The 21,472-nt window shown below is 56.8% G+C and carries 14 protein-coding genes; 4 read left to right on the top strand and 10 right to left on the bottom strand.

The window, feature by feature from the left end; all coding sequences use genetic code 11:
• Positions 1–6: 6 nt before the first annotated feature.
• The 7 genes from rsmG to rpmH form a co-directional block, all read right to left on the bottom strand.
• The gene (gene rsmG, locus ACP7A4_RS08275) at positions 7–651 is read right to left on the bottom strand and encodes a 16S rRNA (guanine(527)-N(7))-methyltransferase RsmG (RefSeq protein WP_048402129.1); all 645 of its coding nucleotides are present in this window, start codon (positions 649–651) and stop codon (positions 7–9) included.
• Positions 648–2,540 (bottom strand): tRNA uridine-5-carboxymethylaminomethyl(34) synthesis enzyme MnmG, encoded by a 1,893-nt coding sequence (gene mnmG, locus ACP7A4_RS08270; RefSeq protein WP_048402128.1) that lies wholly within the window; start codon positions 2,538–2,540, stop codon positions 648–650. The genes rsmG and mnmG overlap by 4 nt, the downstream gene beginning before the upstream one ends.
• An 809-nt stretch (positions 2,541–3,349) precedes the next feature.
• Positions 3,350–4,717, bottom strand: a complete 1,368-nt coding sequence (gene mnmE, locus ACP7A4_RS08265; RefSeq protein ID WP_059766082.1) for a tRNA uridine-5-carboxymethylaminomethyl(34) synthesis GTPase MnmE — start codon at positions 4,715–4,717, stop codon at positions 3,350–3,352.
• Positions 4,718–4,797: 80 nt separating this feature from the next.
• Positions 4,798–6,483: a membrane protein insertase YidC gene (gene yidC, locus ACP7A4_RS08260; protein ID WP_048363771.1), complete on the bottom strand. Its 1,686-nt coding sequence runs from the start codon at positions 6,481–6,483 to the stop codon at positions 4,798–4,800.
• Positions 6,484–6,485: 2 nt separating this feature from the next.
• On the bottom strand, positions 6,486–6,731 hold the full coding sequence (yidD, locus tag ACP7A4_RS08255; protein ID WP_048402126.1) for a membrane protein insertion efficiency factor YidD: 246 nt from the start codon (positions 6,729–6,731) through the stop codon (positions 6,486–6,488).
• Entirely contained in the window at positions 6,724–7,125 is a 402-nt protein-coding gene (rnpA, locus tag ACP7A4_RS08250) for a ribonuclease P protein component (RefSeq protein ID WP_203302153.1), read from the bottom strand. The genes yidD and rnpA overlap by 8 nt, the downstream gene beginning before the upstream one ends.
• 16 nt (positions 7,126–7,141) lie before the next feature.
• Complete coding sequence (gene rpmH / locus ACP7A4_RS08245) at positions 7,142–7,276, bottom strand: 50S ribosomal protein L34 (protein WP_003213577.1); 135 nt, start codon at positions 7,274–7,276, stop codon at positions 7,142–7,144.
• Positions 7,277–7,839: 563 nt separating this feature from the next.
• Between rpmH and dnaA the strand changes: the two genes are divergently transcribed.
• From dnaA to gyrB, 4 genes are read left to right on the top strand one after another with little or no spacing between them, the layout of a single operon-like run.
• Complete coding sequence (gene dnaA / locus ACP7A4_RS08240) at positions 7,840–9,351, top strand: chromosomal replication initiator protein DnaA (RefSeq protein WP_059766080.1); 1,512 nt, start codon at positions 7,840–7,842, stop codon at positions 9,349–9,351.
• Between the two features lie 38 nt (positions 9,352–9,389).
• Positions 9,390–10,493 (top strand): DNA polymerase III subunit beta, encoded by a 1,104-nt coding sequence (gene dnaN, locus ACP7A4_RS08235; RefSeq protein WP_048363774.1) that lies wholly within the window; start codon positions 9,390–9,392, stop codon positions 10,491–10,493.
• Between the two features lie 21 nt (positions 10,494–10,514).
• Positions 10,515–11,618 carry a DNA replication/repair protein RecF gene (gene recF, locus ACP7A4_RS08230; protein ID WP_048363775.1) on the top strand — a complete coding sequence of 368 codons (1,104 nt, stop codon included), beginning with the start codon at positions 10,515–10,517 and terminating at the stop codon, positions 11,616–11,618.
• Between the two features lie 5 nt (positions 11,619–11,623).
• Positions 11,624–14,041 carry a DNA topoisomerase (ATP-hydrolyzing) subunit B gene (gyrB, locus tag ACP7A4_RS08225; protein ID WP_426246326.1) on the top strand — a complete coding sequence of 806 codons (2,418 nt, stop codon included), beginning with the start codon at positions 11,624–11,626 and terminating at the stop codon, positions 14,039–14,041.
• A 72-nt stretch (positions 14,042–14,113) separates the two neighbouring features.
• Here the strand turns inward: gyrB and ACP7A4_RS08220 are convergent, their stop codons facing one another.
• From ACP7A4_RS08220 to ACP7A4_RS08210, 3 genes are all read right to left on the bottom strand, one after another.
• Positions 14,114–17,218 carry an autotransporter domain-containing protein gene (locus ACP7A4_RS08220; RefSeq protein WP_426246324.1) on the bottom strand — a complete coding sequence of 1,035 codons (3,105 nt, stop codon included), beginning with the start codon at positions 17,216–17,218 and terminating at the stop codon, positions 14,114–14,116.
• Between the two features lie 74 nt (positions 17,219–17,292).
• Positions 17,293–20,226 (bottom strand): autotransporter domain-containing protein, encoded by a 2,934-nt coding sequence (locus ACP7A4_RS08215; RefSeq protein WP_426246400.1) that lies wholly within the window; start codon positions 20,224–20,226, stop codon positions 17,293–17,295.
• Between the two features lie 232 nt (positions 20,227–20,458).
• The gene (locus ACP7A4_RS08210; protein WP_059766214.1) at positions 20,459–21,346 is read right to left on the bottom strand and encodes a LysR family transcriptional regulator; all 888 of its coding nucleotides are present in this window, start codon (positions 21,344–21,346) and stop codon (positions 20,459–20,461) included.
• Between the last annotated feature and the right edge of the window lie 126 nt (positions 21,347–21,472).

Below are 21,472 nucleotides of genomic sequence, written 5' to 3'. Positions count from 1 at the left end.
TCCCAATCATGCCGTGCGGCGCAGTATCAGCAGATGGCGTTGGCCTTGGCAACCCGGAACGGTCAAGGCGTGTTCGCTATCGAGACGAAAATCAGTCGGCAATGCTACCAGCTCATCAGCAGGATGAACGCCCTTCATTGCCAACCAGCGCGTTTGGCTGTCGCCCAAGTGGCGCGTCCAGTTGGAGAAGTTCTCCATGCTGCTGAAGGCTCTGGACACAATTCCGTTGAACGGCAACGCCGGTTGATATTCCTCAACGCGGCTGTGGATAACTTGCAAGTTGTCCAGTTTGAGTTCGAGTTTAACCTGGGTCAGAAAACGGGTTTTTTTACCGTTACTGTCCAGACAGGTCACTTGCGACTCGGGAAACAGGATCGCCAGAGGGATGCCGGGCATGCCGCCACCACTGCCGACATCCAGCCAGCGGCCGTTTTCGATAAATGGCATGACGCTGAGACTGTCGAGCAAATGACGCGACACCATTTCGTCCGGGTTACGCACAGCCGTGAGGTTGTAAGCCTTGTTCCATTTAATCAACAGGGCCAGATAAGCCAGCAATTGCTGGTGCTGGATGTCGGTCAATTCGACGCCCAGTTGACGTGCACCTGTGGATAACTCTTCGGCGTGTTGTGCAGTGACCAGCGAACTCAAGCGTTTTGCTCCAACGTGCGGCCAGCGCCGCGTTTTTTCAGATGAATCATCAACAGGGAAATGGCCGCCGGCGTGACGCCGGGGATCCGCGATGCCTGGCCCAAGGTCTCGGGGCGAGTTGCGCCCAGCTTGCTCTGGATCTCTTTCGACAGCCCGGAAATGACCGTGTAATCGATATCCACAGGCAGTTTGGTATTTTCGCTTGCCCGCAAACGGGCAATTTCATCCTGCTGACGATCGATATAACCCGCATATTTGGTCTTGATTTCAACCTGCTCGGCGACCAACGGGTCTTCAGCGCCTTGCCCGGTCACTTCAACCAGACCGGCGTAGTCGATTTCGGGGCGGGTCAACAAATTCAGCAAATTGTACTCATGGGTCAATGGCGTACCGAATTTGGCAGCAATTGCATCGCCTTGTTCCGTACCCGGTCGCACCCATGTGCTTTTCAATCGTTGTTCTTCCAGCGCAATACTTTCGCGCTTGGTGCAGAAGGCCGCCCAACGCGCGTCATCGACCAATCCCAGTTCACGACCTTTTTCGGTCAGACGCATATCGGCGTTGTCTTCGCGAAGGATCAGCCGGTATTCGGCGCGGGAGGTGAACATCCGATACGGTTCTTGAGTACCCAGGGTAATCAAATCGTCGACCAACACCCCGATGTAGGCTTCATCGCGACGCGGGCACCAGCTCTCTTTGCCTTGTGAAAGCAAAGCCGCATTGGCGCCGGCCAGCAAACCTTGGGCACCCGCTTCTTCGTAACCGGTGGTGCCATTGATTTGCCCAGCAAAGAACAAACCGCCAATGACTTTGGTTTCGAGGCTGTACTTCAGATCTCGCGGATCGAAGTAGTCGTACTCGATGGCATAACCAGGACGCACGATATGGGCGTTTTCCATACCGCGAATCGATTGCACGATCTGGATTTGCACGTCGAACGGCAGCGAAGTTGAAATCCCGTTCGGGTACAGCTCATGCGTGGTCAGGCCTTCCGGTTCGATAAAGACCTGATGGCTTTCTTTGTCTGCAAAGCGATGAATCTTGTCTTCAATCGATGGGCAGTAGCGTGGGCCAATCCCTTCAATCACGCCCGAATACATCGGCGAGCGGTCCAGGTTGGAGGCAATGATTTCGTGGGTGCGTGCGTTGGTATGGGTGATCCAGCAACTGACTTGCGCCGGGTGCTGTTCTTTGTTGCCCATGAACGACATGACGGGAATCGGGGTATCGCCAGGTTGCTCGGTCATCACCGAGAAATCCACCGAGCGACCGTCGATACGCGGGGGCGTGCCGGTTTTCAAGCGACCAACTCGCAGCGGTAGCTCACGCAGGCGCTGGGCCAAGGCGATCGAAGGTGGATCACCGGCCCGGCCGCCCGAATAGTTCTGCATACCGATGTGGATAAGTCCACCGAGGAACGTGCCTGTGGTCAAAACCACGGCATCGGCCATGAAACGCAGGCCCATTTGGGTCACTACGCCTCGCACTTGATCCTGTTCGACGATCAGGTCATCAGCGGCTTGTTGAAATATCCACAGGTTGGGCTGGTTTTCCAGAATTTCGCGTACAGCCGCCTTGTAGAGGATGCGGTCAGCCTGTGCACGGGTTGCGCGTACGGCGGGGCCTTTACGGCCATTGAGTACACGGAACTGAATACCGCCTTTATCGGTGGCTATCGCCATCGCGCCGCCAAGGGCGTCGATTTCTTTAACCAGATGGCTTTTACCAATCCCGCCAATCGCAGGATTGCAGCTCATTTGCCCGAGGGTTTCCACGTTGTGGGTCAACAGCAGGGTTTTTACGCCCATACGTGCTGAAGCAAGTGCAGCCTCGGTTCCGGCGTGACCGCCACCGATGACGATCACTGCAAAACGGGAAGGGAAATTCACCACGCACCTCGTGCCTGTTACTAGGGGTTTTTTAGATAGACCGCGAAGTATAGGGACTTCGCCCTTCTTAAAGAACCCTTTGCACAAAATTTAACCAGCTGTGGATAAGGGCAAGATAGATAAATAAATAGAGAAGAAATTTATAAAGCTTTGTTTTTATGTTTATTTCTACTGAGGCACATTTCTGTGGATAGATTGCTACAGGCCATATTCCACGTACTGTACAGAGATTCAAAAGTCTGTGGTCATCTGCCAATGAGGGCCGTGAATAAGTGCTTTAAGCCTGTGGGTAAAACAGGTGCTTATCCACAGGGGTGGTTATCTTCAGTTTTCAGGCCTACTTACCCACTGACCTGAAGGCAAGTTATGCACAGGGCTTATTCCACAGAAAAAGAGTGCATGGGCTAATACACAGGCAGGCGAAAGCCGCCTGAATGAAGGATTCATCAAGCGTTTAGTCGATCAGGAAGGAATCAAGGCGATGAATGGCAGGCCCGCATGCCGTCGGTGAAGATGCAGATTAAGGTCAAAAAACATCGGGCTGATGATGGAAATTTACTCCAGAGATGCACGGATCTGCCCCTGTTGCAGGGTAATCAAGCACTGGCCGCAAGCTTCGCGGCGGCATCAATGGCGTATGGGAGGAGTCACTCAGTAGGAATGTGGGTCACGGTAGCAAGATGATTGATCTCTGTAGCCGCTGACACGGTACAAGGCTGCGATGGGTTGTGCGAAGCAGCACCGGCAATCTGAAGCCCTTCGGTCCTTTTCGCAGCCTCGCTACGCCTCTCAGCGGCTACAGTACGTCGTTACTTACCGATACAGAAGCTGGAGAAAATCCGCCCCAGCAAATCATCGGAACTGAAGGCCCCGGTAATTTCGCCCAGTGAATGCTGTGCCTGGCGTAAATCTTCAGCCAACAACTCTCCTGCGCCCGCGAGGGTCAATTGCGCGCGACCGTGTTCAAGCGCTGCACTGGCATGACTCAAGGCCTCCAGATGGCGACGCCGTGCGCTGAAGCTGCTCTCAGAGGTCTGTTCATAGCCCATGCAGGCTTTTAGGTGCTCACGCAGCAAGTCCAGGCCTGCGGTGGAGCGGGCGCTCAGGCTGATCGTGACATGGCCATCTGCGCTGACCTCCAGCGCTATATTTTCGCCGCTCAAGTCGGCCTTGTTACGGATCAAGGTCACTTTCGCAGGGTCAGGACGCTGCTCCAGAAATTCTGGCCACAGAGCAAACGGGTCTTGTGCTTCCGGTGCCGTGGCATCCACCACCAACAGCACACGGTCAGCTTCACCAATGGCCTTGAGCGCCCGTTGCACGCCAATTTTTTCGACATGATCGTCGGTATCACGCAAGCCTGCCGTGTCGACCACATGCAATGGCATGCCATCAATGTGGATATGTTCGCGCAACACGTCGCGAGTGGTGCCTGCGATTTCAGTCACGATAGCCGCTTCACGTCCGGCCAATGCGTTGAGCAGGCTCGACTTGCCTGCATTTGGGCGCCCCGCAATAACCACCGTCATGCCATCGCGTAGCAACGCACCTTGCCCCGCTTCGCGCTGAACGGTGGATAACTCTTCACGGACCTTGTCGAGCATGCCCAGCACATGGCCATCTGCTAAAAAGTCGATTTCTTCTTCCGGGAAATCAATCGCTGCTTCGACATAGATGCGTAAACCGATCAGTTGCTCGGTCAAGTTATGCACGCGCTGTGAGAAAGCGCCCTGCAAGGAACGTAATGCGTTGCGCGCAGCCTGTGCAGAACTTGCTTCGATCAAGTCGGCAATGGCTTCGGCTTGAGCCAGATCGAGCTTGTCATTCAAAAATGCGCGTTCGCTGAATTCTCCCGGACGCGCCAGGCGGCAACCCAACTGGATGCAGCGCTGCAACAACATATCCAGCACGATCGGGCCACCGTGGCCTTGGAGTTCCAGTACGTCTTCGCCAGTAAACGAGTGGGGGCCAGGAAAATAAAGTGCGATGCCTTCGTCCAGCACCTCACGGTTTTCTCCGTAAAAAGGGCCGTAATGGGCGTAGCGCGGTTTCAACTCACGCTCACAAAACGCTTGGGCCGCAGCCCGGGCGAGTGGCCCGGAAACACGTACGATCCCCACACCACCTCGGCCTTGGGCGGTTGCTACTGCGGCAATGGTTTGTGCCGGAACACTCATAAAACAGGCCTCAAAACAAAAGTGACGGATAGCAAAACGCCCCACTAGGGGGCGTTTTGAGTGGTGCGCATCAGAGTAAGTTATTCAGCTGCTTTTTTGGTAGCGGCTTCAACTTTACGCGTGATGTACCACTGCTGAGCGATGGACAGGCAGTTGTTCACAACCCAGTACAGCACCAGACCAGCCGGGAACCACAGGAAGAAGAAGGTGAAGATGATTGGCATCAGCTTCATCACCTTGGCCTGCATCGGGTCCGGCGGAGTCGGGTTCAGACGCTGCTGGATGAACATGGTTGCGCCCATGATGATCGGCAGAATGAAGAACGGGTCTTTGATCGACAGGTCGGTAATCCAGAGCATGAACGGCGCCTGGCGCATTTCAACACTTTCCAGAAGTACCCAGTACAAGGACAGGAAGACCGGCATCTGCACCAGAATCGGCAAGCAGCCGCCCAGTGGATTGATCTTCTCTTTCTTGTACAGCTCCATCATCGCTTGCGACATTTTCTGACGGTCATCACCGAACTGCTCTTTCAGAGCGGCCAGTTTTGGCGCCACAGCGCGCATGCGAGCCATCGATTTGTAGCTGGCAGCCGACAGCGGGAAGAAGATCCCTTTGATCAGCATGGTCAGGAAGATGATCGACCAGCCCCAGTTACCCACGATGCTGTGGATATGTTGCAGCAGCCAGAAAATAGGCTGGGCAATGAACCACAGAATGCCGTAGTCGACAGTCAGTTCCAGACCTGGGGATAACTCTTTGAGTACGCCCTGGCTTTTTGGCCCTGCATACAACGTGGCACTGGTTTCAGCGGTTTTGCCCGGCTCAACGGTCAACGTTGGGCCAGTGAAACCGATGATGTAGTTGCCCTGGTTGTCTTTGCGGGTCTGAACGACGTTGTTATCGCCTTTCTGTGGGATCCACGCGGTCACAAAGTAGTGTTGCAACCAGGCAACCCAGCCACCTTGAACGGTTTCTTTCAGCTGGCCTTTGTCGATATCTTTCATCGACACTTTTTTGTACGGCTCTGCACTTGTCCACAGGGCGGCGCCCAGGTAAGTCGCAGTACCGGTGGCGGTGCTGGAAGAAGGATCGGAGCTGGCATCACGTTTCAATTGCGCGAACAGGTTGCCGTTCCACGGCTTGCCGCTCTCGTTATCAATCAAATAAGTGACTTGTACATCGTAAAGGCCACGCTTAAGCGTGAAGCGCTTGATGTAATTGACGCCGTTTTCGCTGAATTTGAGATCAACCACCATTTGATCCTGGCCTGGAGCCAGTTCATAAGTCTTTTTCTCAGCGCTGAAAACAGGGCGACCCGACGAACGTGCATCAGGACCGTCTACGCCTGTCAGGCCACTTTGTGCCAAATAGGTGCGTTCGTTGCCGTTATCGAACAACTGAAACGGAACATCCGGGTGATCCTGGCGACGCGGGTAGAGCGGCAGACGCAACTGGGCGATGTCACCACCCTGTGGATCAATTGCAATATCCAGAACGTCGGTTTTTACATGAATCAGGTCTTTGCTGGCAGCAACCGGTGTTTCGGTCACCGTGCTGGTATCAGCAGAGGCGCTAGGGACATCAGCACTGTTGGAAGCGTTGTTACCTGGAACCGTGTCGGGCAAAGCCGGCGCGGTAGTACTGCTGGCGGCAACATTCTGAGTCGGCAGAGCAGCTTGACCGTAGTCCTGGTTCCATTTGAGAACCATAACGTAGGACACGACTGCCAGGGCGACGATCAGGATCGTGCGTTTAATATCCATGATTACTCGGCCATCGAAGAAGAACGGGAGGTAGGGATAGGTGGAACCGGGTCATAACCACCGGGATTCCACGGGTGACAGCGACCTAAACGACGAAAGGTCAGCCAGCCGCCGCGAAGAACGCCATGATTTTCGATGGCTTCCAACGCGTAGCAGGAACAACTGGGGTAGAAACGGCAGTGGCTGGCCATCAAAGGACTAATGGCATAGCGATAAAACTGGATCGGAACGAGTGCCAGTTTACGCATCAGGACTGCCTACCCCTACAGTTTCGGTTTTAACCGCTGGAACTGGCGTGTTACGTGCCAGACGCTTCCAGAGTTTGCCGAAATGCTGAATCAATTCGGGGTTCTCTACGTCACCCAAACCTTTGCGCGCGACGATTACGATATCCCAACCAACCAGTAAATCCTGGTGGAGACGAAACGATTCACGCATCAAACGCTTAAGGCGGTTGCGCTCAACGGAGAGCTTTACGCTCTTTTTACCGATCACTAACCCCAGGCGGGGGTGATCCAGATCGTTGTTGCGCGCAAGGAGCAGGAGATTTTTCCCCGGTACCTTGCCGGTGGGGGAGTCAAAGACTGCCTTGAAATGTCGGGGAGTGAGTAACCGCTTTTCCCGACTGAAGTCCTGACTCACCACCATTGTCTGATTATCAAACTGCCAGACGCGCACGGCCTTTGGCGCGGCGACGCGACAGGACGGCACGGCCGTTTTTAGTAGCCATGCGTGCACGGAAACCGTGAGTGCGGGCGCGTTTGATAGTGCTTGGTTGGAAAGTACGTTTCATGTCGTGCTACCTGGTTCGTCCACAACGGGCCGGAATGGCCCCCGTTTTAAGAGACCGGCGATTCTAGAGAATGCAAGCCAATAGGTCAATTTCCAACCAGCCTTTCCTGGTAAATAGATGTCGAGGCTTTTACGCAAACCTTTTGCCTGCCAACTATAGAAATAAAAAAACGAAGTATTTAAAGCTCTTTTAAAGAACTTACTACTCTTATAGAGGCCACCTTCTGTGGATAACTCGCGCTAGGCCATATAAAACAAGGTGTATAGAGAATTGAAAGGTTGTCCACAAGCCGTGCTTTGCCTGTGCCACGCCTTCGGAAAAGCTGTGCATGAAAGGGCTATTTATCCACAGGCGACTTATGCACAGAGTTTCACCCCCACTTGTGCAATGGGCTTAGGCCCGCTTATCCACAGAGCTTACGCACCGACCATTTGTCGCTTTTTTTAGGGATAAAAACCGAATATCTCCTTATAGACAGGCAACCTACATGTGGATAAGTGGGCGAGTGACCGCTACAATGGCGCCTGTTTTTGCCTCACCGGCTTTCAACTTAGGGGATATCCGTGTCAGTGGAACTTTGGCAGCAGTGCGTAGAGCTTTTGCGCGATGAGCTGCCTGCCCAGCAATTCAACACTTGGATCCGTCCACTACAGGTCGAAGCCGAAGGCGACGAGTTGCGCGTGTATGCACCCAACCGCTTTGTCCTGGACTGGGTGAATGAGAAGTACCTGAGCCGTTTACTTGAACTATTGAATGAGCACAGCAATGGCATGGCGCCAGCGTTGTCCTTATTAATAGGCAGCAAACGCAGCTCGGCACCTCGTGCAGCGCCCAATGCACCGCTGGCGGCCGCCGCCTCGCAACAGGCGCCAGCGCCTGCTCCGAGTGCACCTGCCAATACCGTCAGTGCGCCTGCTCCGGCGCCTAAACAGGCTGCGCAAGCGAGCGAAGAACCGTCGCGTGCCAGCTTCGACCCGATGGCTGGCGCCAGTTCGCAACAGGCTCCGGTCCGGGCTGAGCAACGTACCGTTCAAGTCGAAGGCGCGCTCAAGCACACCAGTTACCTGAACCGCACCTTTACCTTCGAAAACTTCGTTGAGGGCAAGTCCAACCAACTGGCCCGCGCTGCGGCGTGGCAGGTGGCGGATAACCCCAAACATGGTTACAACCCGCTGTTCCTGTATGGCGGCGTTGGCTTGGGTAAAACGCACTTGATGCATGCGGTAGGTAACCACCTGCTGAAAAAGAACCCGAATGCCAAGGTGGTTTACCTGCATTCGGAGCGTTTTGTAGCTGACATGGTTAAAGCCCTTCAGCTCAATGCGATCAACGAGTTCAAGCGCTTCTACCGTTCGGTCGATGCCTTGCTTATCGATGACATTCAGTTCTTTGCCCGCAAGGAGCGGTCCCAGGAAGAGTTTTTCCACACCTTCAACGCCCTGCTTGAAGGCGGTCAGCAAGTGATTCTGACCAGCGACCGTTACCCTAAAGAGATCGAAGGCCTTGAAGAGCGCCTCAAATCCCGTTTCGGTTGGGGGCTGACCGTTGCCGTCGAGCCACCAGAACTTGAAACCCGTGTCGCGATCCTGATGAAAAAGGCCGACCAGGCCAAAGTCGATCTGCCGCACGACGCTGCCTTCTTTATTGCCCAACGCATCCGTTCAAACGTGCGGGAGCTTGAAGGCGCACTCAAGCGAGTCATTGCTCACTCGCACTTCATGGGCCGCGACATCACCATTGAGTTGATTCGCGAATCCCTGAAAGACTTGCTGGCGCTGCAAGACAAACTGGTGTCTGTGGATAACATTCAGCGCACGGTCGCTGAGTACTACAAGATCAAAATTTCAGACCTGCTGTCCAAGCGCCGTTCGCGCTCGGTAGCGCGACCACGTCAGGTCGCCATGGCACTGTCCAAAGAACTGACCAACCACAGCTTGCCGGAAATCGGCGACGTGTTTGGCGGTCGTGATCACACCACGGTCTTGCACGCATGCCGCAAGATCAACGAACTCAAGGAATCCGACGCGGACATCCGCGAGGACTACAAGAACCTGCTGCGTACACTGACCACCTGATGACACCAGCGCAGCTTATTAAGGCAAGGGACTAGACCATGCATTTCACCATTCAACGCGAAGCCCTGTTGAAACCCCTGCAACTGGTCGCAGGCGTCGTTGAACGCCGCCAGACCTTGCCGGTATTGTCCAACGTGCTGTTGGTTGTCGAAGGCCAGCAATTGTCGCTGACCGGTACCGACCTTGAAGTCGAACTGGTCGGCCGCGTTCAGCTAGAAGACATCGCCGAGCCTGGCGAAATCACCGTACCTGCGCGCAAGCTGATGGATATCTGCAAAAGCCTGCCGAACGATGCGCTGATCGATATCAAGCTGGACGATCAAAAACTGGTTGTTAAAGCCGGTCGTAGCCGATTTACCCTGTCTACGTTGCCCGCCAACGATTTCCCGACGGTTGAAGAAGGCCCCGGCTCGCTGACCTGTAACTTGCAGCAAAGCAAACTTCGCCGCCTGATCGAGCGCACCAGCTTCGCAATGGCGCAGCAGGATGTGCGTTATTACCTCAACGGCATGCTTCTGGAAGTGTCCGCCGGCATCATCCGCGCTGTTGCCACCGACGGTCACCGTCTGGCGATGTGCTCGATGAAAGCCGATATTGGCCAGCCAGACCGCCATCAGGTCATCGTGCCGCGTAAGGGCATCCTTGAGTTGGCACGCCTGCTGACCGAGCCGGACGGTGAAGTCAGCATCGTATTGGGCGCGCACCACATCCGTGCCACCACGGGCGAGTTCACGTTCACCTCCAAGCTGGTAGACGGCAAGTTCCCTGACTACGAGCGCGTGCTACCTAAAGGTGGTGACAAAACCGTGATCGGTGATCGTCAGGCGTTGCGCGAAGCCTTTAGCCGTACGGCCATCCTGTCCAACGAAAAATACCGCGGTATTCGCCTGCAACTGGCTAACGGTCAATTGAAAATCCAGGCCAACAACCCGGAACAGGAAGAAGCGGAAGAAGAAGTGGGCGTTGACTACAACGGTGGCTCGCTCGAAATCGGCTTCAACGTGAGCTACCTGCTGGACGTGCTGGGCGTGATGACCACTGAACAAGTGCGTCTGATCCTTTCCGACTCCAACAGCAGTGCACTGGTGCAAGAGTCGGACAACGACGACTCGGCCTACGTTGTTATGCCGATGCGCCTGTAACTTATGCACAGCTCGCGCTAGATGTCCCTCAGTCGTGTCACAGTCACCGCGGTGCGTAACCTGCACCCGGTGACCTTCTCTCCCTCCCCCCGCATTAATATCCTGTACGGCGATAACGGCAGCGGAAAAACCAGCGTGCTGGAAGCAATCCACCTGTTGGGTTTGGCGCGTTCGTTTCGCAGTGTGCGACTCAATCCTGTGATTCAGCATGAACAACAGGCTTGCACCGTGTTCGGTCAGGTCGAGTTGGCAGAAGGCGGACACAGTGCGTTGGGTATTTCGCGGGACCGTCAAGGAGAGTTTCAGATCCGTATCGACGGCCAGAATGCGCGCAGTGCCGCGCAATTGGCCGAGATACTGCCACTGCAATTGATCAACCCGGACAGCTTCCGTCTATTGGAAGGTGCCCCAAAGATCCGTAGGCAGTTTCTCGACTGGGGGGTGTTCCACGTCGAGCCACGCTTCATGTCGACCTGGCAGCGGCTACAGAAGGCCCTGCGGCAGCGGAACTCATGGCTGCGGCATGGTACACTCGACGCCGTTTCACAAGCGGCCTGGGACCGGGAACTGTGCCTGGCCAGTGCTGAAATTGATGAATACCGCCGCGCCTATATCAAAGCCTTGAAACCAGTCTTTGAGCAGACCCTGAGCGAATTGCTTGAGCTCGAAGGGTTAACGCTGAGCTATTACCGTGGTTGGGACAAAGACCGAGAGCTGAGCGCTGTGCTCGCCGCGTCCGTCCACCGGGACCAGCAAATGGGACACACCCAGGCTGGGCCACAACGTGCTGATTTACGCCTCAAGCTGGGCGCACACAACGCCGCAGAGATTCTGTCGCGCGGCCAGCAGAAGTTAGTGGTGTGTGCGTTGCGCATTGCCCAGGGGCATTTGGTCAGTCAGGCACGCCGTGGCCAATGTATTTATCTGGTGGATGACCTGCCGTCCGAACTGGACGAGCAGCATCGCCAAGCACTGTGTCGCTTGTTGGAAGACTTACGCTGCCAGGTGTTTATCACCTGTGTAGATCACGAATTATTGAGGGAAGGCTGGCAGACGGAAACGCCAGTTGCGCTGTTCCACGTGGAACAGGGCTGTATCACCCAGACCCACGACCATCGGGAGTGAAGGCATTGAGCGAAGAAAACACGTACGACTCAACGAGCATTAAAGTGCTGAAAGGCCTTGATGCCGTACGCAAACGTCCCGGTATGTACATTGGTGACACCGACGATGGCAGCGGTCTGCACCACATGGTGTTCGAAGTAGTCGACAACTCCATCGACGAAGCGCTGGCTGGCCATTGCGACGACATCACCATCACCATCCACCCGGATGAATCCATCACCGTGCGCGATAACGGTCGTGGCATCCCGGTAGACGTGCATAAAGAAGAAGGCGTTTCCGCAGCCGAGGTCATCATGACCGTGCTGCACGCCGGCGGTAAGTTCGATGACAACTCCTACAAAGTATCCGGCGGTCTGCACGGTGTAGGTGTTTCGGTGGTTAACGCCCTGTCTGAGCTGTTGGTTCTGACAGTGCGCCGTAGCGGCAAAATCTGGGAACAGACTTACGTACACGGTGTTCCGCAGGCACCGATGGCAATCGTGGGCGAAAGCGAAACCACGGGGACCCAGATCCACTTCAAGCCATCGGCAGAGACGTTCAAGAACATCCACTTCAGCTGGGACATCCTGGCCAAGCGGATTCGTGAGCTGTCCTTCCTCAACTCCGGTGTAGGCATCGTCCTCAAGGATGAGCGCAGCGGCAAGGAAGAGCTGTTCAAGTACGAAGGCGGTCTGCGCGCATTCGTGGATTACCTGAACACCAACAAGACCCCGGTCAACGAAGTCTTCCACTTCAATGTTCAGCGTGAAGACGGCATTGGCGTTGAAATCGCCTTGCAGTGGAACGACAGCTTCAACGAGAACCTGTTGTGCTTCACCAACAACATTCCGCAGCGCGATGGCGGCACCCACTTGGTGGGTTTCCGCTCGGCACTGACGCGTAACCTCAACACCTACATCGAAGCTGAAGGCCTGGCCAAAAAGCACAAAGTTGCCACCACCGGTGATGACGCGCGTGAAGGCTTGACCGCAATCATCTCGGTAAAAGTGCCGGACCCTAAGTTCAGCTCTCAGACTAAAGACAAGCTGGTGTCTTCTGAAGTGAAGACCGCAGTGGAACAGGAAATGGGCAAGTTCTTCTCCGACTTCCTGTTGGAGCACCCGAACGAAGCCAAGCTGATTGTCGGCAAGATGATTGACGCGGCCCGTGCCCGTGAAGCTGCCCGTAAAGCCCGTGAGATGACTCGCCGTAAAGGCGCGTTGGATATCGCCGGTTTGCCAGGCAAGCTGGCTGACTGCCAGGAAAAAGACCCGGCACTGTCCGAACTGTACCTGGTGGAAGGTGACTCTGCTGGCGGCTCCGCCAAGCAGGGACGTAACCGCCGTACCCAAGCGATCCTGCCGTTGAAAGGCAAGATCCTTAACGTTGAAAAAGCGCGTTTCGACAAGATGATCTCTTCGCAAGAAGTCGGCACCTTGATCACTGCGCTGGGCTGCGGCATTGGCCGCGACGAATACAACATCGACAAGCTGCGTTATCACAACATCATCATCATGACCGATGCTGACGTCGACGGTTCGCACATCCGTACCCTGCTGCTGACCTTCTTCTTCCGTCAGTTGCCAGAGCTGATCGAGCGTGGCTACATCTACATCGCTCAGCCGCCGTTGTACAAAGTGAAAAAGGGCAAGCAAGAGCAATACATCAAAGACGACGAGGCCATGGAAGAGTACATGACCCAGTCGGCGCTTGAAGACGCCAGCCTGCATTTGAACGAAGAAGCCCCGGGCATCTCCGGTGAGGCGTTGGAACGTCTGGTTTACGACTTCCGCATGGTGATGAAAACCCTCAAGCGGTTGTCGCGCCTGTACCCGCAAGAGCTGACCGAGCACTTCATCTACCTGCCAGCCGTGACCCTTGAGCAATTGGGCGACCACGCGGCCATGCAAGAGTGGATGAGCAAGTACGAAGCCCGTCTGCGTCTGGTCGAGAAATCGGGCCTGGTGTACAAAGCCAGCCTGCGTGAAGACCGTGAGCGTAACGTCTGGTTGCCAGAGGTCGAATTGATCTCCCACGGCCACTCGACCTTCATCACCTTCAACCGCGACTTCTTCGGCAGCAACGATTACAAAACCGTTGTGACACTGGGCGCTCAACTGAGCACTCTGTTGGACGAGGGCGCGTACATTCAGCGCGGTGAGCGTAAAAAGGCCGTGACTGAGTTCAAAGAAGCACTGGACTGGTTGATGGCCGAAAGCACCAAGCGCCACACCATCCAGCGCTACAAAGGTCTGGGTGAAATGAACCCGGATCAACTTTGGGAAACCACCATGGACCCAAGCGTGCGTCGCATGCTGAAAGTCACCATTGAAGACGCGATCGGTGCTGATCAGATCTTCAACACCTTGATGGGCGACGCTGTTGAACCTCGTCGTGAGTTCATCGAGAGCAACGCACTGGCAGTGTCCAACCTGGACTTCTGATGCGGGTGTAATGCGCAATAAAAAGGCCAACGCTCAGCGTTGGCCTTTTTTATGCGCGATCAATACAGGCGATCAGAACTGCCAGCTCAGATTCAAACCCATGCCATGCGCCTTTTCTTTGTTGCTTAATTGCCCGTTGTAATCCAGCTCCAGGCGCGTAGCTTTGCCCAGCGCCATGCCCACCCGAGCGCCCACCACGGCTGCATCGCGTGCCAATGAAACGCTTTGCACGCTAAACGCGGTGCTGCCCGCTACAAAGCTCAAATCCTGATCCGAATGCACGGCGTTCAGGTTGTGCTGCCACCCTAAACTCCCCGCCACCTCCAGCTGTTGATCACGGCCTAATGTGAGGGTTTTTGCGGCCCGTAAGCCCAAGGTCGAGAGCAGCGCTTCGCGATTGTCACGACGACCTTGCAGTGCCGCTGCCCCACCCTTTTCATGGAAGCTGTCGCTGCCCACATGCACGTACGTCAGGTTGGCGAAGGGTTCCAGCGCCAGCGTTTGCAACTCAACGCGATACGCGGCTTCGGTAAACACTTGCGCGGTTTGGGCGTCGCGTTTGGTTTTGTGTTTGGCATCGATGTCGGCGAATTGCACCTCGCGTTTTACATCGATGCGGTTCCAGCTGTAAGAACCCCCAACGCTCAGGCGCAGCGCGTCAATTTCATGCCCCAGATACGCACCCAAGTGATAGCTGTCGGTGGAGGCTGTTGAATGCGTGCCGTCCCCCATGTTCAGGCCGCTGTGGCTATAACCGGTGAACACACCCAGGCGTGTCGCATCGCTTATCAAACCGTCGGCGCCCACCAACATCCCGCCCAAAGAGGTGGTGTAGTTGGCGTTGGCTGAACCTGCGTTGGTTTTACCCCACGCACCGAGGGCTTTGACCCACACGTTGTTTTGCCCTGCTACTTCTGGGCTGGCGCTGTATAAGTCGTGCTGGCGAAGACGGTCACCCACGGCATCGCGAAGATGACGGGTGTCGTTGATCAATTGCGTAGCAATCGCGGGATGTATTTCACCACTTAATTGCTGATAGGCCTGACGCGCACTGGCCACCGAAGGTGACAGCAAAACGCCTTCGTAGACGGCGTTGCCTGCGTTTAAGCCTTCAGCCGCTTGCGCCACGGCGCGTTGATTGGCGGTCAACGCGACGCTGGCAAAGGAGGTTGCATTGCGCTCGATACCCAACTGCACTGCCGTGGCGGAGTAATCGAGTTGCCCGCCGATAAACAGATAATTGGGCAACACGTCGCCAAATTGGCCGTCAATTCCGCCAGCCGCTTGCAGGATGTCGAACTGTTGTCCCAACAGGCTTTGGGTTTGCTGGCGGCTTAGCAGCGCGGGGTTATTTTCCAGCGCCAGCGTCACGGTGCCGCCCTTGAGTGTGGCTTTGCCGCCCGCCACGATCCGGTCGCTTTGGGTAGGGGATAACTCCACGGCGTAGGTCGAGCCTGATTCAAACGTTATGTCGCCCGCCACGTTCAGCGTACCGATGGAATTGCCCGGTGCCACAGTGCCGCCGTGGGTTGCCGTGAGCGCCGCGACCTGACCACTGCCGCCCAGGGTGCCGCCAGCGTTCACCGTCACGGCCGAGCTGAGCGAACCATTGATGGCCAGCAGGCCTTGATTGACCGCTGTCGGGCCGCTGTAGGTGTTGGCACCGGTCAACACCAGCGTGCCGAGACCGAGTTTGGTCAGGCCGCCGTGCCCGCTAATATCGTTGCGCCATACATCACGCCCACAACTGATGTCGCTACAACGTCGCTCTGTGGGTTTACCCGCATCGATGAGGGCGCCCACACCGGGCAAGTCCGCCACAAACTGGCCGTTGCCATAAGCCCCTTCAACCCGCAAGGGTTGTGGAATATCGGCATCGGCAATCAACATGCTCGGGCCGTCGATGGCTTTGTGCAGGTTGATCATGCCCCAGCCATACAACTCGTCGATGCCCGGCGCGCCCAGGTCAGTCGCTGTGGACTTCAGCACACCTGCGATCTGCGCACCGGTCATGTAGGGGAAGCGCTCCATCAACACGGCCGCACTGCCCGCCACATGGGGCGCCGCCATTGAGGTGCCGCTTTTGTTGCCATAACCGACGGTCATGTTTTCCAGCGTGGTGCCTTCAATGATTGCGCTGTAAATAGTGCTACCCGGTGCTGACACACAAAAACTCGCCGCATACCCGCAACGGGATGAGAACTTGCTCAGGGTGTAAGGCGTTGTACTGTTGCTGTCCGGGTTTTGCTGCAAGCTGGCGACGGTGATCCAGTTTGGCGCGATGTCCGGTACAAAGTGCGCCAGCCCTGCAATCGCGTCGGGGTTGTTCAGGTTGTAGTCATTGCCGGCGGCAAAAATTGTCACGATACCGCTGCGTGCGGATTCGATAGCGCCGCGGTAAGCGCCCCCGGCTTTGGTGTCGAGCAATGGCAGGATTTGATCGAACTGAGCTTGCGCATCGTTCACCGTGAAATGCGGGTAAGCCGGATTGCTGCCACCGAGGTTGAATTTATCGGTGATGCCAATGCCCCAGCTGTTGTTGATGATCCGTGCTCCGCTGGCCGCCAGTGCATCCCACCCGGCCTTGTACACCGCACCGTCATTGCCGCGAATGATGCCGTCTTCGGGGCCGGGGTCGCCGTTGTCCGCCATGATGATCTGCGCGCCATACGCCACACCGTGCATGGGGCCGCCGTCTCGGTCACCGGCGGCAATGCCGCCGACGTGGGTGCCGTGCGAGCCCAGTTTGCCATTGGAGCCAGCGGACGGGCTGCCATCGTAAATAAACGCGTCACCGGCTTTGACCGCAATGTACGGGTCGGTGTATTCGCGAATCCCTGTAGTCACCACGGTGACCACTTTGTTCGGGCTACTGAATTCGGGGTGTTGGGCGTACACCGGCTGGTCGAAGATCCCGAGCTTGACGCCTTTACCGCTGTAACCTGCCGCGTAAGCGTCTTGCGCGTTGATGGCGCCCAACCCCCAGTCAGCCTTGAATTCAGGGCTGCGCCAGCTGTCAGGCTGCCCGCCCCGCCCTGCTTCTATATAAGGTGCGGCTTGCGCCTGGCCTAGCAGGCTCAGGGTCGCCAGCCCCAGGCTCACTGAAAGCGCACGCTTGCTAAACGGTAGTGCGCGTTTTTTTTGCACAGGCAGACGCTGCCCACGTAGTGATTCCATGCCGGTAACCTTCCTTGGTGGATTGCTGATTAGCCCTGCGCCTTGAGGCACAGGGAGGGATGAACGTTGGGGCATCAGAACTGCCAATTCAGGCTCAAGCCCACTCCGTGGCTTTTCTCCTGAGTGGCCAGTTGGCCGCTGTAATCCAGATTGATCCGCAGATCGCGATTGATCGCCAGGCTCGCATGCGCTCCCACCCGTGCGGCGTTGCGCACCAGAGGCGAGCTTTCAATCGCAAAGGAGGGGCCACCCGAAGCGAAACGCAGATGCGCGTCTGAATCGACCGAGCTGAGGGCATGCTGCCAGCCCACACTGCCCGCCAGCTCCAGCGGCTGGGCGGCGATATGCACGGTTTTCAGCGCCCGCAGGCCCACGGTGCTAAGCACGGCATCGCGCTGGTCCTGGCTGGCTTTGAGCGCGGCGGCGTCACCTTTTTCGGTAAAGCCGTCACTGTTCAAATGGATGTACGCCAGATTGACGAACGGTTCCAGGCTCAGTGCGGGTACGTTCATGCGATAAGCCGCTTCGGTAAACAGCTGCACGGTTTGTGCGTCGCGTTTGGTTTTTTGTTTGGCGCTGTTGTCGTTGTAGTGCAAGTCGCGCTTCACCTCGGCGCGATGCCAGCTGTAGGTGGCTGCGCCGCTCAAGCGCACGGCGCCCAGCGTATGGCCGAGGTAGGTGCCCACGTGGTAACTGTCCACCGTGGCCCGCGAATGCGTACCCGCGCCCATGTTCAGCGAGCTGTCGCTGTAACCGCCCAGCACACCCAATTGGGTGTTGTCGTCGAGTGCCCCATCAACGCCCGCCAGCAGGCCGCCAATCGAGGTGGTGTAATCAGCCGTGTCGTGGCGGCTATCGGTTTTGCCCCATGCCCCAAGCGCTTTGATCCACACGTTAGGCGCTGTTGGCGGCGCGTTGCGGGTGCCTGCCGGGTTGAGGCGTTCGCCTACCGCGTCTCGCAATTGGCGGCTGTCGTTGATCAGCATCGTGCCCAGCGCCGGGTAAATTTCACCGGATAACTGTTGAAACGCGCTTTGCGCCACTGCGATGGAAGGCGCGCTCAGCACGCTCTCATACACCGCATTGCCAGCACCGAGTTGTTCACTGGCCATCGCCACGGCCCGCTGATTGGGCGTCGCCGCGACGTGGGCAAAGGGGGTGGCGTTGCGCTCGATGTCCAGTTGCACGGCCGTGGCCGAGTAATCGAGGCTGGCGCCGATGAACAGGTAATTAGGTACAACGCTGGCGAATTGCCCTTGCACCCCGCCTGCGGCTTGCAGGATTTGATACTGACGGCCGAGCATGCTGCGTACTTGTGGCTGGGTCAGGACGTCAGGGTTGTTTTCCAGCGCCAGCGTCACAACACCGCCATTGAGCACGGTTTCGCCACTCACGAGCAGGCGGTCACTGTGGGCTGTGGATAACTCCACGGCATAGGTTGAACCTTGTTCGAACGTCACATTGCCGTCGACCTGCAGGGTGCCAATCGAGTTGCCCGGAGCCACGGTAGCCCCCGCGTTGGCAATCAATCCGCCAACACGGCCCGTTCCGCCGAGTGAACCGCTGTTGTTAACCGTCACCCTCGAGGCCAGCGAACCGTTGACGTTGAGCCTGCCGCCATTGACGGTGGTGGCGCCGCGATACGTGTTAGCGCCATTCAACGTCAGGCTGCCTGCGCCGGACTTGATCAAGCTGCCCTGATATTCACGTTGTGCGCCAGCCGCATCGCGGGCCATGCCAATCGCATAATCGGTGTGCTCTTGCTGACTGGCGTTGCTCGCCAGGCCATGAGTCCAGCCCTTGTCGATCAGGGTTTGTTGCCAGGCTTGGTGCTCAGCAGCGTCTTCTTTCTGGCGCGCCGCCAAGGCGGTATCTGACAGGTTGTTACTCCATACATCCTGTTGCCCGGGCGCCAATTGCACATCGAAGGTGCCGAGTAACTGGCCCGGCCCTTTCATTGCCCGGTCCAGATCGGGCACCCCCCAGCCCACGCGGGTTGTGGGCGTGTCGGTGATCGAACCGTCCAGTTGCGTCGAGGTCGTTAATAGCACTTCCAGGGCTTGCTGATTATTTAGATACGGATAGCGCTCCATGACCAACGCCAATGCGCCAGTGGCATGCGGGGCAGACATCGACGTACCGGATTTAACCCCGTAGCCGTCACCGGGAATGGTGCTGTTGATCAGCGCGCCGGGCGTGGCAATGCACCAATATTTGGCGATGCCGCATTGGTTATATTTTTGCTGATTGTTTTTATCCAGCCCCGACACGGCCAGCCAGTGCCCTTCCAGGTCGGGCTGAAAATACGGCAGTGCGGAGCGCACGCTGGCATTGGCCACCCCACTGTTACCGGCACTGAACACGTTAATCACGCCACGGCGCGACACATCGGCCGCAGCATCCAGCCATGTGTTCTGGTTGTAGTGCTGTGCATAGGCGGCGTGCAAGCCGTCGAGGGTTTGGTAGTTCACGTCTTTGGGCTGGCTGCCCCAACTGTTGTTGATGGCGCGTACCCCGGCATCGGCGAGCGCGTTATAAGCGGCCTTGAAATACAGGGCGTCAGGCTTGGGGCCAAACAGAAAGCTGTCGTTTTGATTGGTATTGGCCACATACAGATCGGCATTAAAGGCGACACCGTGCATGCCGACGCCATCGCGGGCGGCGGCAATGGTGCCCGTGACGTGAGTGCCGTGGGAATCGTTACGCGGGTTGAGCTGGCCGCTGACTGAAAACGGTGTGCCGTCTGCGGATTGACCGCTGGCTGTCACGGCATGAAAACGTGCGGCTTCGGGATGGCTGGCGTCAAAACCGGAGTCCATCACCCCAATCTTGACCCCGGCGCCGGTGATGCCTGCGGCGTAAGCGGCATCGGCTGACAGACGCTTGAGGCCCCAATCCTGTTGGTACTCGGCCGAGCGCCAACTGGCGACATCGCCGAGCGTACCCTGTTCTTGATACTGCGCGCGGGCGGGGGTTGAAAGCAGTACCAGCAGGCTGGCGCACAGCATAGGCGCGGCGCTGCCACGACGAACGTCCTTGTTCATAAAAGCTCACTTTTTATCGTTATAAGAGCGTGGGCTTCTATAGCGAAGACCCGATTGAAGGGCGTGACTGTAGAACAGGCATCAGGCCTCTGCCGGAATTAACCGCAAGCTGTGGGCTGTTTCGCGTTTTTACCCGAAACCCCAAAGATTACGACGACCAGGTCATCGGACGCCGCCTTCGGCAGCGGTTAAGGGTTCACGGTGCGAGCAGGATGGTTTGTTCGGCTGTGCATAACTCCAGCAAAAAATCCCACACCACGCGTAACCTCACCGACTTGTGCAACTCGCGCCGAGTGCTAATCCAGTAGCTGCGTTGCACGGACTCTTGCGGCAAAACCCGCACCAGTTCGCTGTCGTGGCGGGCCATGTAATTGGGCAGCACTGCGATGCCTAATCCGGCACGCGCTGCTTGCTGCTGGGCAATCACGCTGGTGCTGCGAAATGTCACGGTCGGCGTGCGACAGAAGGTGTTGAGAAATAACAACTCCTGGCTGAACAACAGATCATCGACGTAGCCAATCCAGTGGTGATGCGCCAGATCATCGCGGTGGTTGAGCGGCGGAGCCTGCTCCAGATAGGCGGGACTGGCGTAAAGCGCGAGGGTGTAATCGGTGAGTTTGCGCGTGATCAACATGTCGGCGTTGGGCCGCTCCAGATGAATACTGATTTCGGCCTCACGGTTGAGGATGCTGACAAACCTTGGTACCGCGACCAATTCCACTTCCAGCCCCGGATAGCGCTCAAACAAACCGCGCAGGCGTGAGGTGATGAACATGATGCCAATGCCTTCGGTGACGCCCAGACGGATCTTGCCCAGCGGCGTCATGGCCTGGGTGATTTCTTCCTGGGCCAGCAGGGCAACGTTTTCCATCGCTTCGGCATGTTTGAGCAGCGCCTGCCCGGCGGGTGTCAGTTCATACCCCTGTGCATGCTGCACAAACAATGCGGCCCCCAAGTGCCGCTCGATGCTGTCAATGTGCCGCGCCACCGTGCTGTGGGTGGTGTTCATGCGTTTGGCGGCGGTCAGCAAGCGCCCGCTGCGGTGTAACTCCAGAAAGTAGCGCAGGTCATTCCAGTCGAACATGGTCATCCCCGAGTGCGGCGTATGGGCCAACTGTGCAAAAACGCACAGGCCGTGGGCAAAATCGCGCGTTTTCATCTCGAAATTAATCAATACGATGGTGTAGGACAATAAAAATAAAGACAGGCG

Source organism: Pseudomonas sp. TWR3-1-1 (assembly GCF_049896545.1).
In the GTDB taxonomy this organism is placed as follows: Bacteria; Pseudomonadota; Gammaproteobacteria; order Pseudomonadales; family Pseudomonadaceae; genus Aquipseudomonas; species Aquipseudomonas weihenstephanensis.
The sequence above is the reverse complement of the archived record's forward strand: the minus strand, read 5'-3'. Positions and strand labels throughout refer to the sequence as shown.

Excerpts from the sequence above, each read along its gene's own strand:
- recF (WP_048363775.1), top strand. The coding sequence starts at position 10,515 with ATGTCCCTCAGTCGTGTCACAGTCACCGCGGTGCGTAACCTGCACCCG.
- ACP7A4_RS08215 (WP_426246400.1), bottom strand. The coding sequence starts at position 20,226 with ATGCTGTGCGCCAGCCTGCTGGTACTGCTTTCAACCCCCGCCCGCGCG.
- yidD (WP_048402126.1), bottom strand. The coding sequence starts at position 6,731 with ATGCGTAAACTGGCACTCGTTCCGATCCAGTTTTATCGCTATGCCATT.
- yidC (WP_048363771.1), bottom strand. The coding sequence starts at position 6,483 with ATGGATATTAAACGCACGATCCTGATCGTCGCCCTGGCAGTCGTGTCC.
- dnaN (WP_048363774.1), top strand. The coding sequence starts at position 9,390 with ATGCATTTCACCATTCAACGCGAAGCCCTGTTGAAACCCCTGCAACTG.
- ACP7A4_RS08220 (WP_426246324.1), bottom strand. The coding sequence starts at position 17,218 with ATGGAATCACTACGTGGGCAGCGTCTGCCTGTGCAAAAAAAACGCGCA.
- mnmE (WP_059766082.1), bottom strand. The coding sequence starts at position 4,717 with ATGAGTGTTCCGGCACAAACCATTGCCGCAGTAGCAACCGCCCAAGGC.
- rpmH (WP_003213577.1), bottom strand. The coding sequence starts at position 7,276 with ATGAAACGTACTTTCCAACCAAGCACTATCAAACGCGCCCGCACTCAC.
- ACP7A4_RS08210 (WP_059766214.1), bottom strand. The coding sequence starts at position 21,346 with ATGTTCGACTGGAATGACCTGCGCTACTTTCTGGAGTTACACCGCAGC.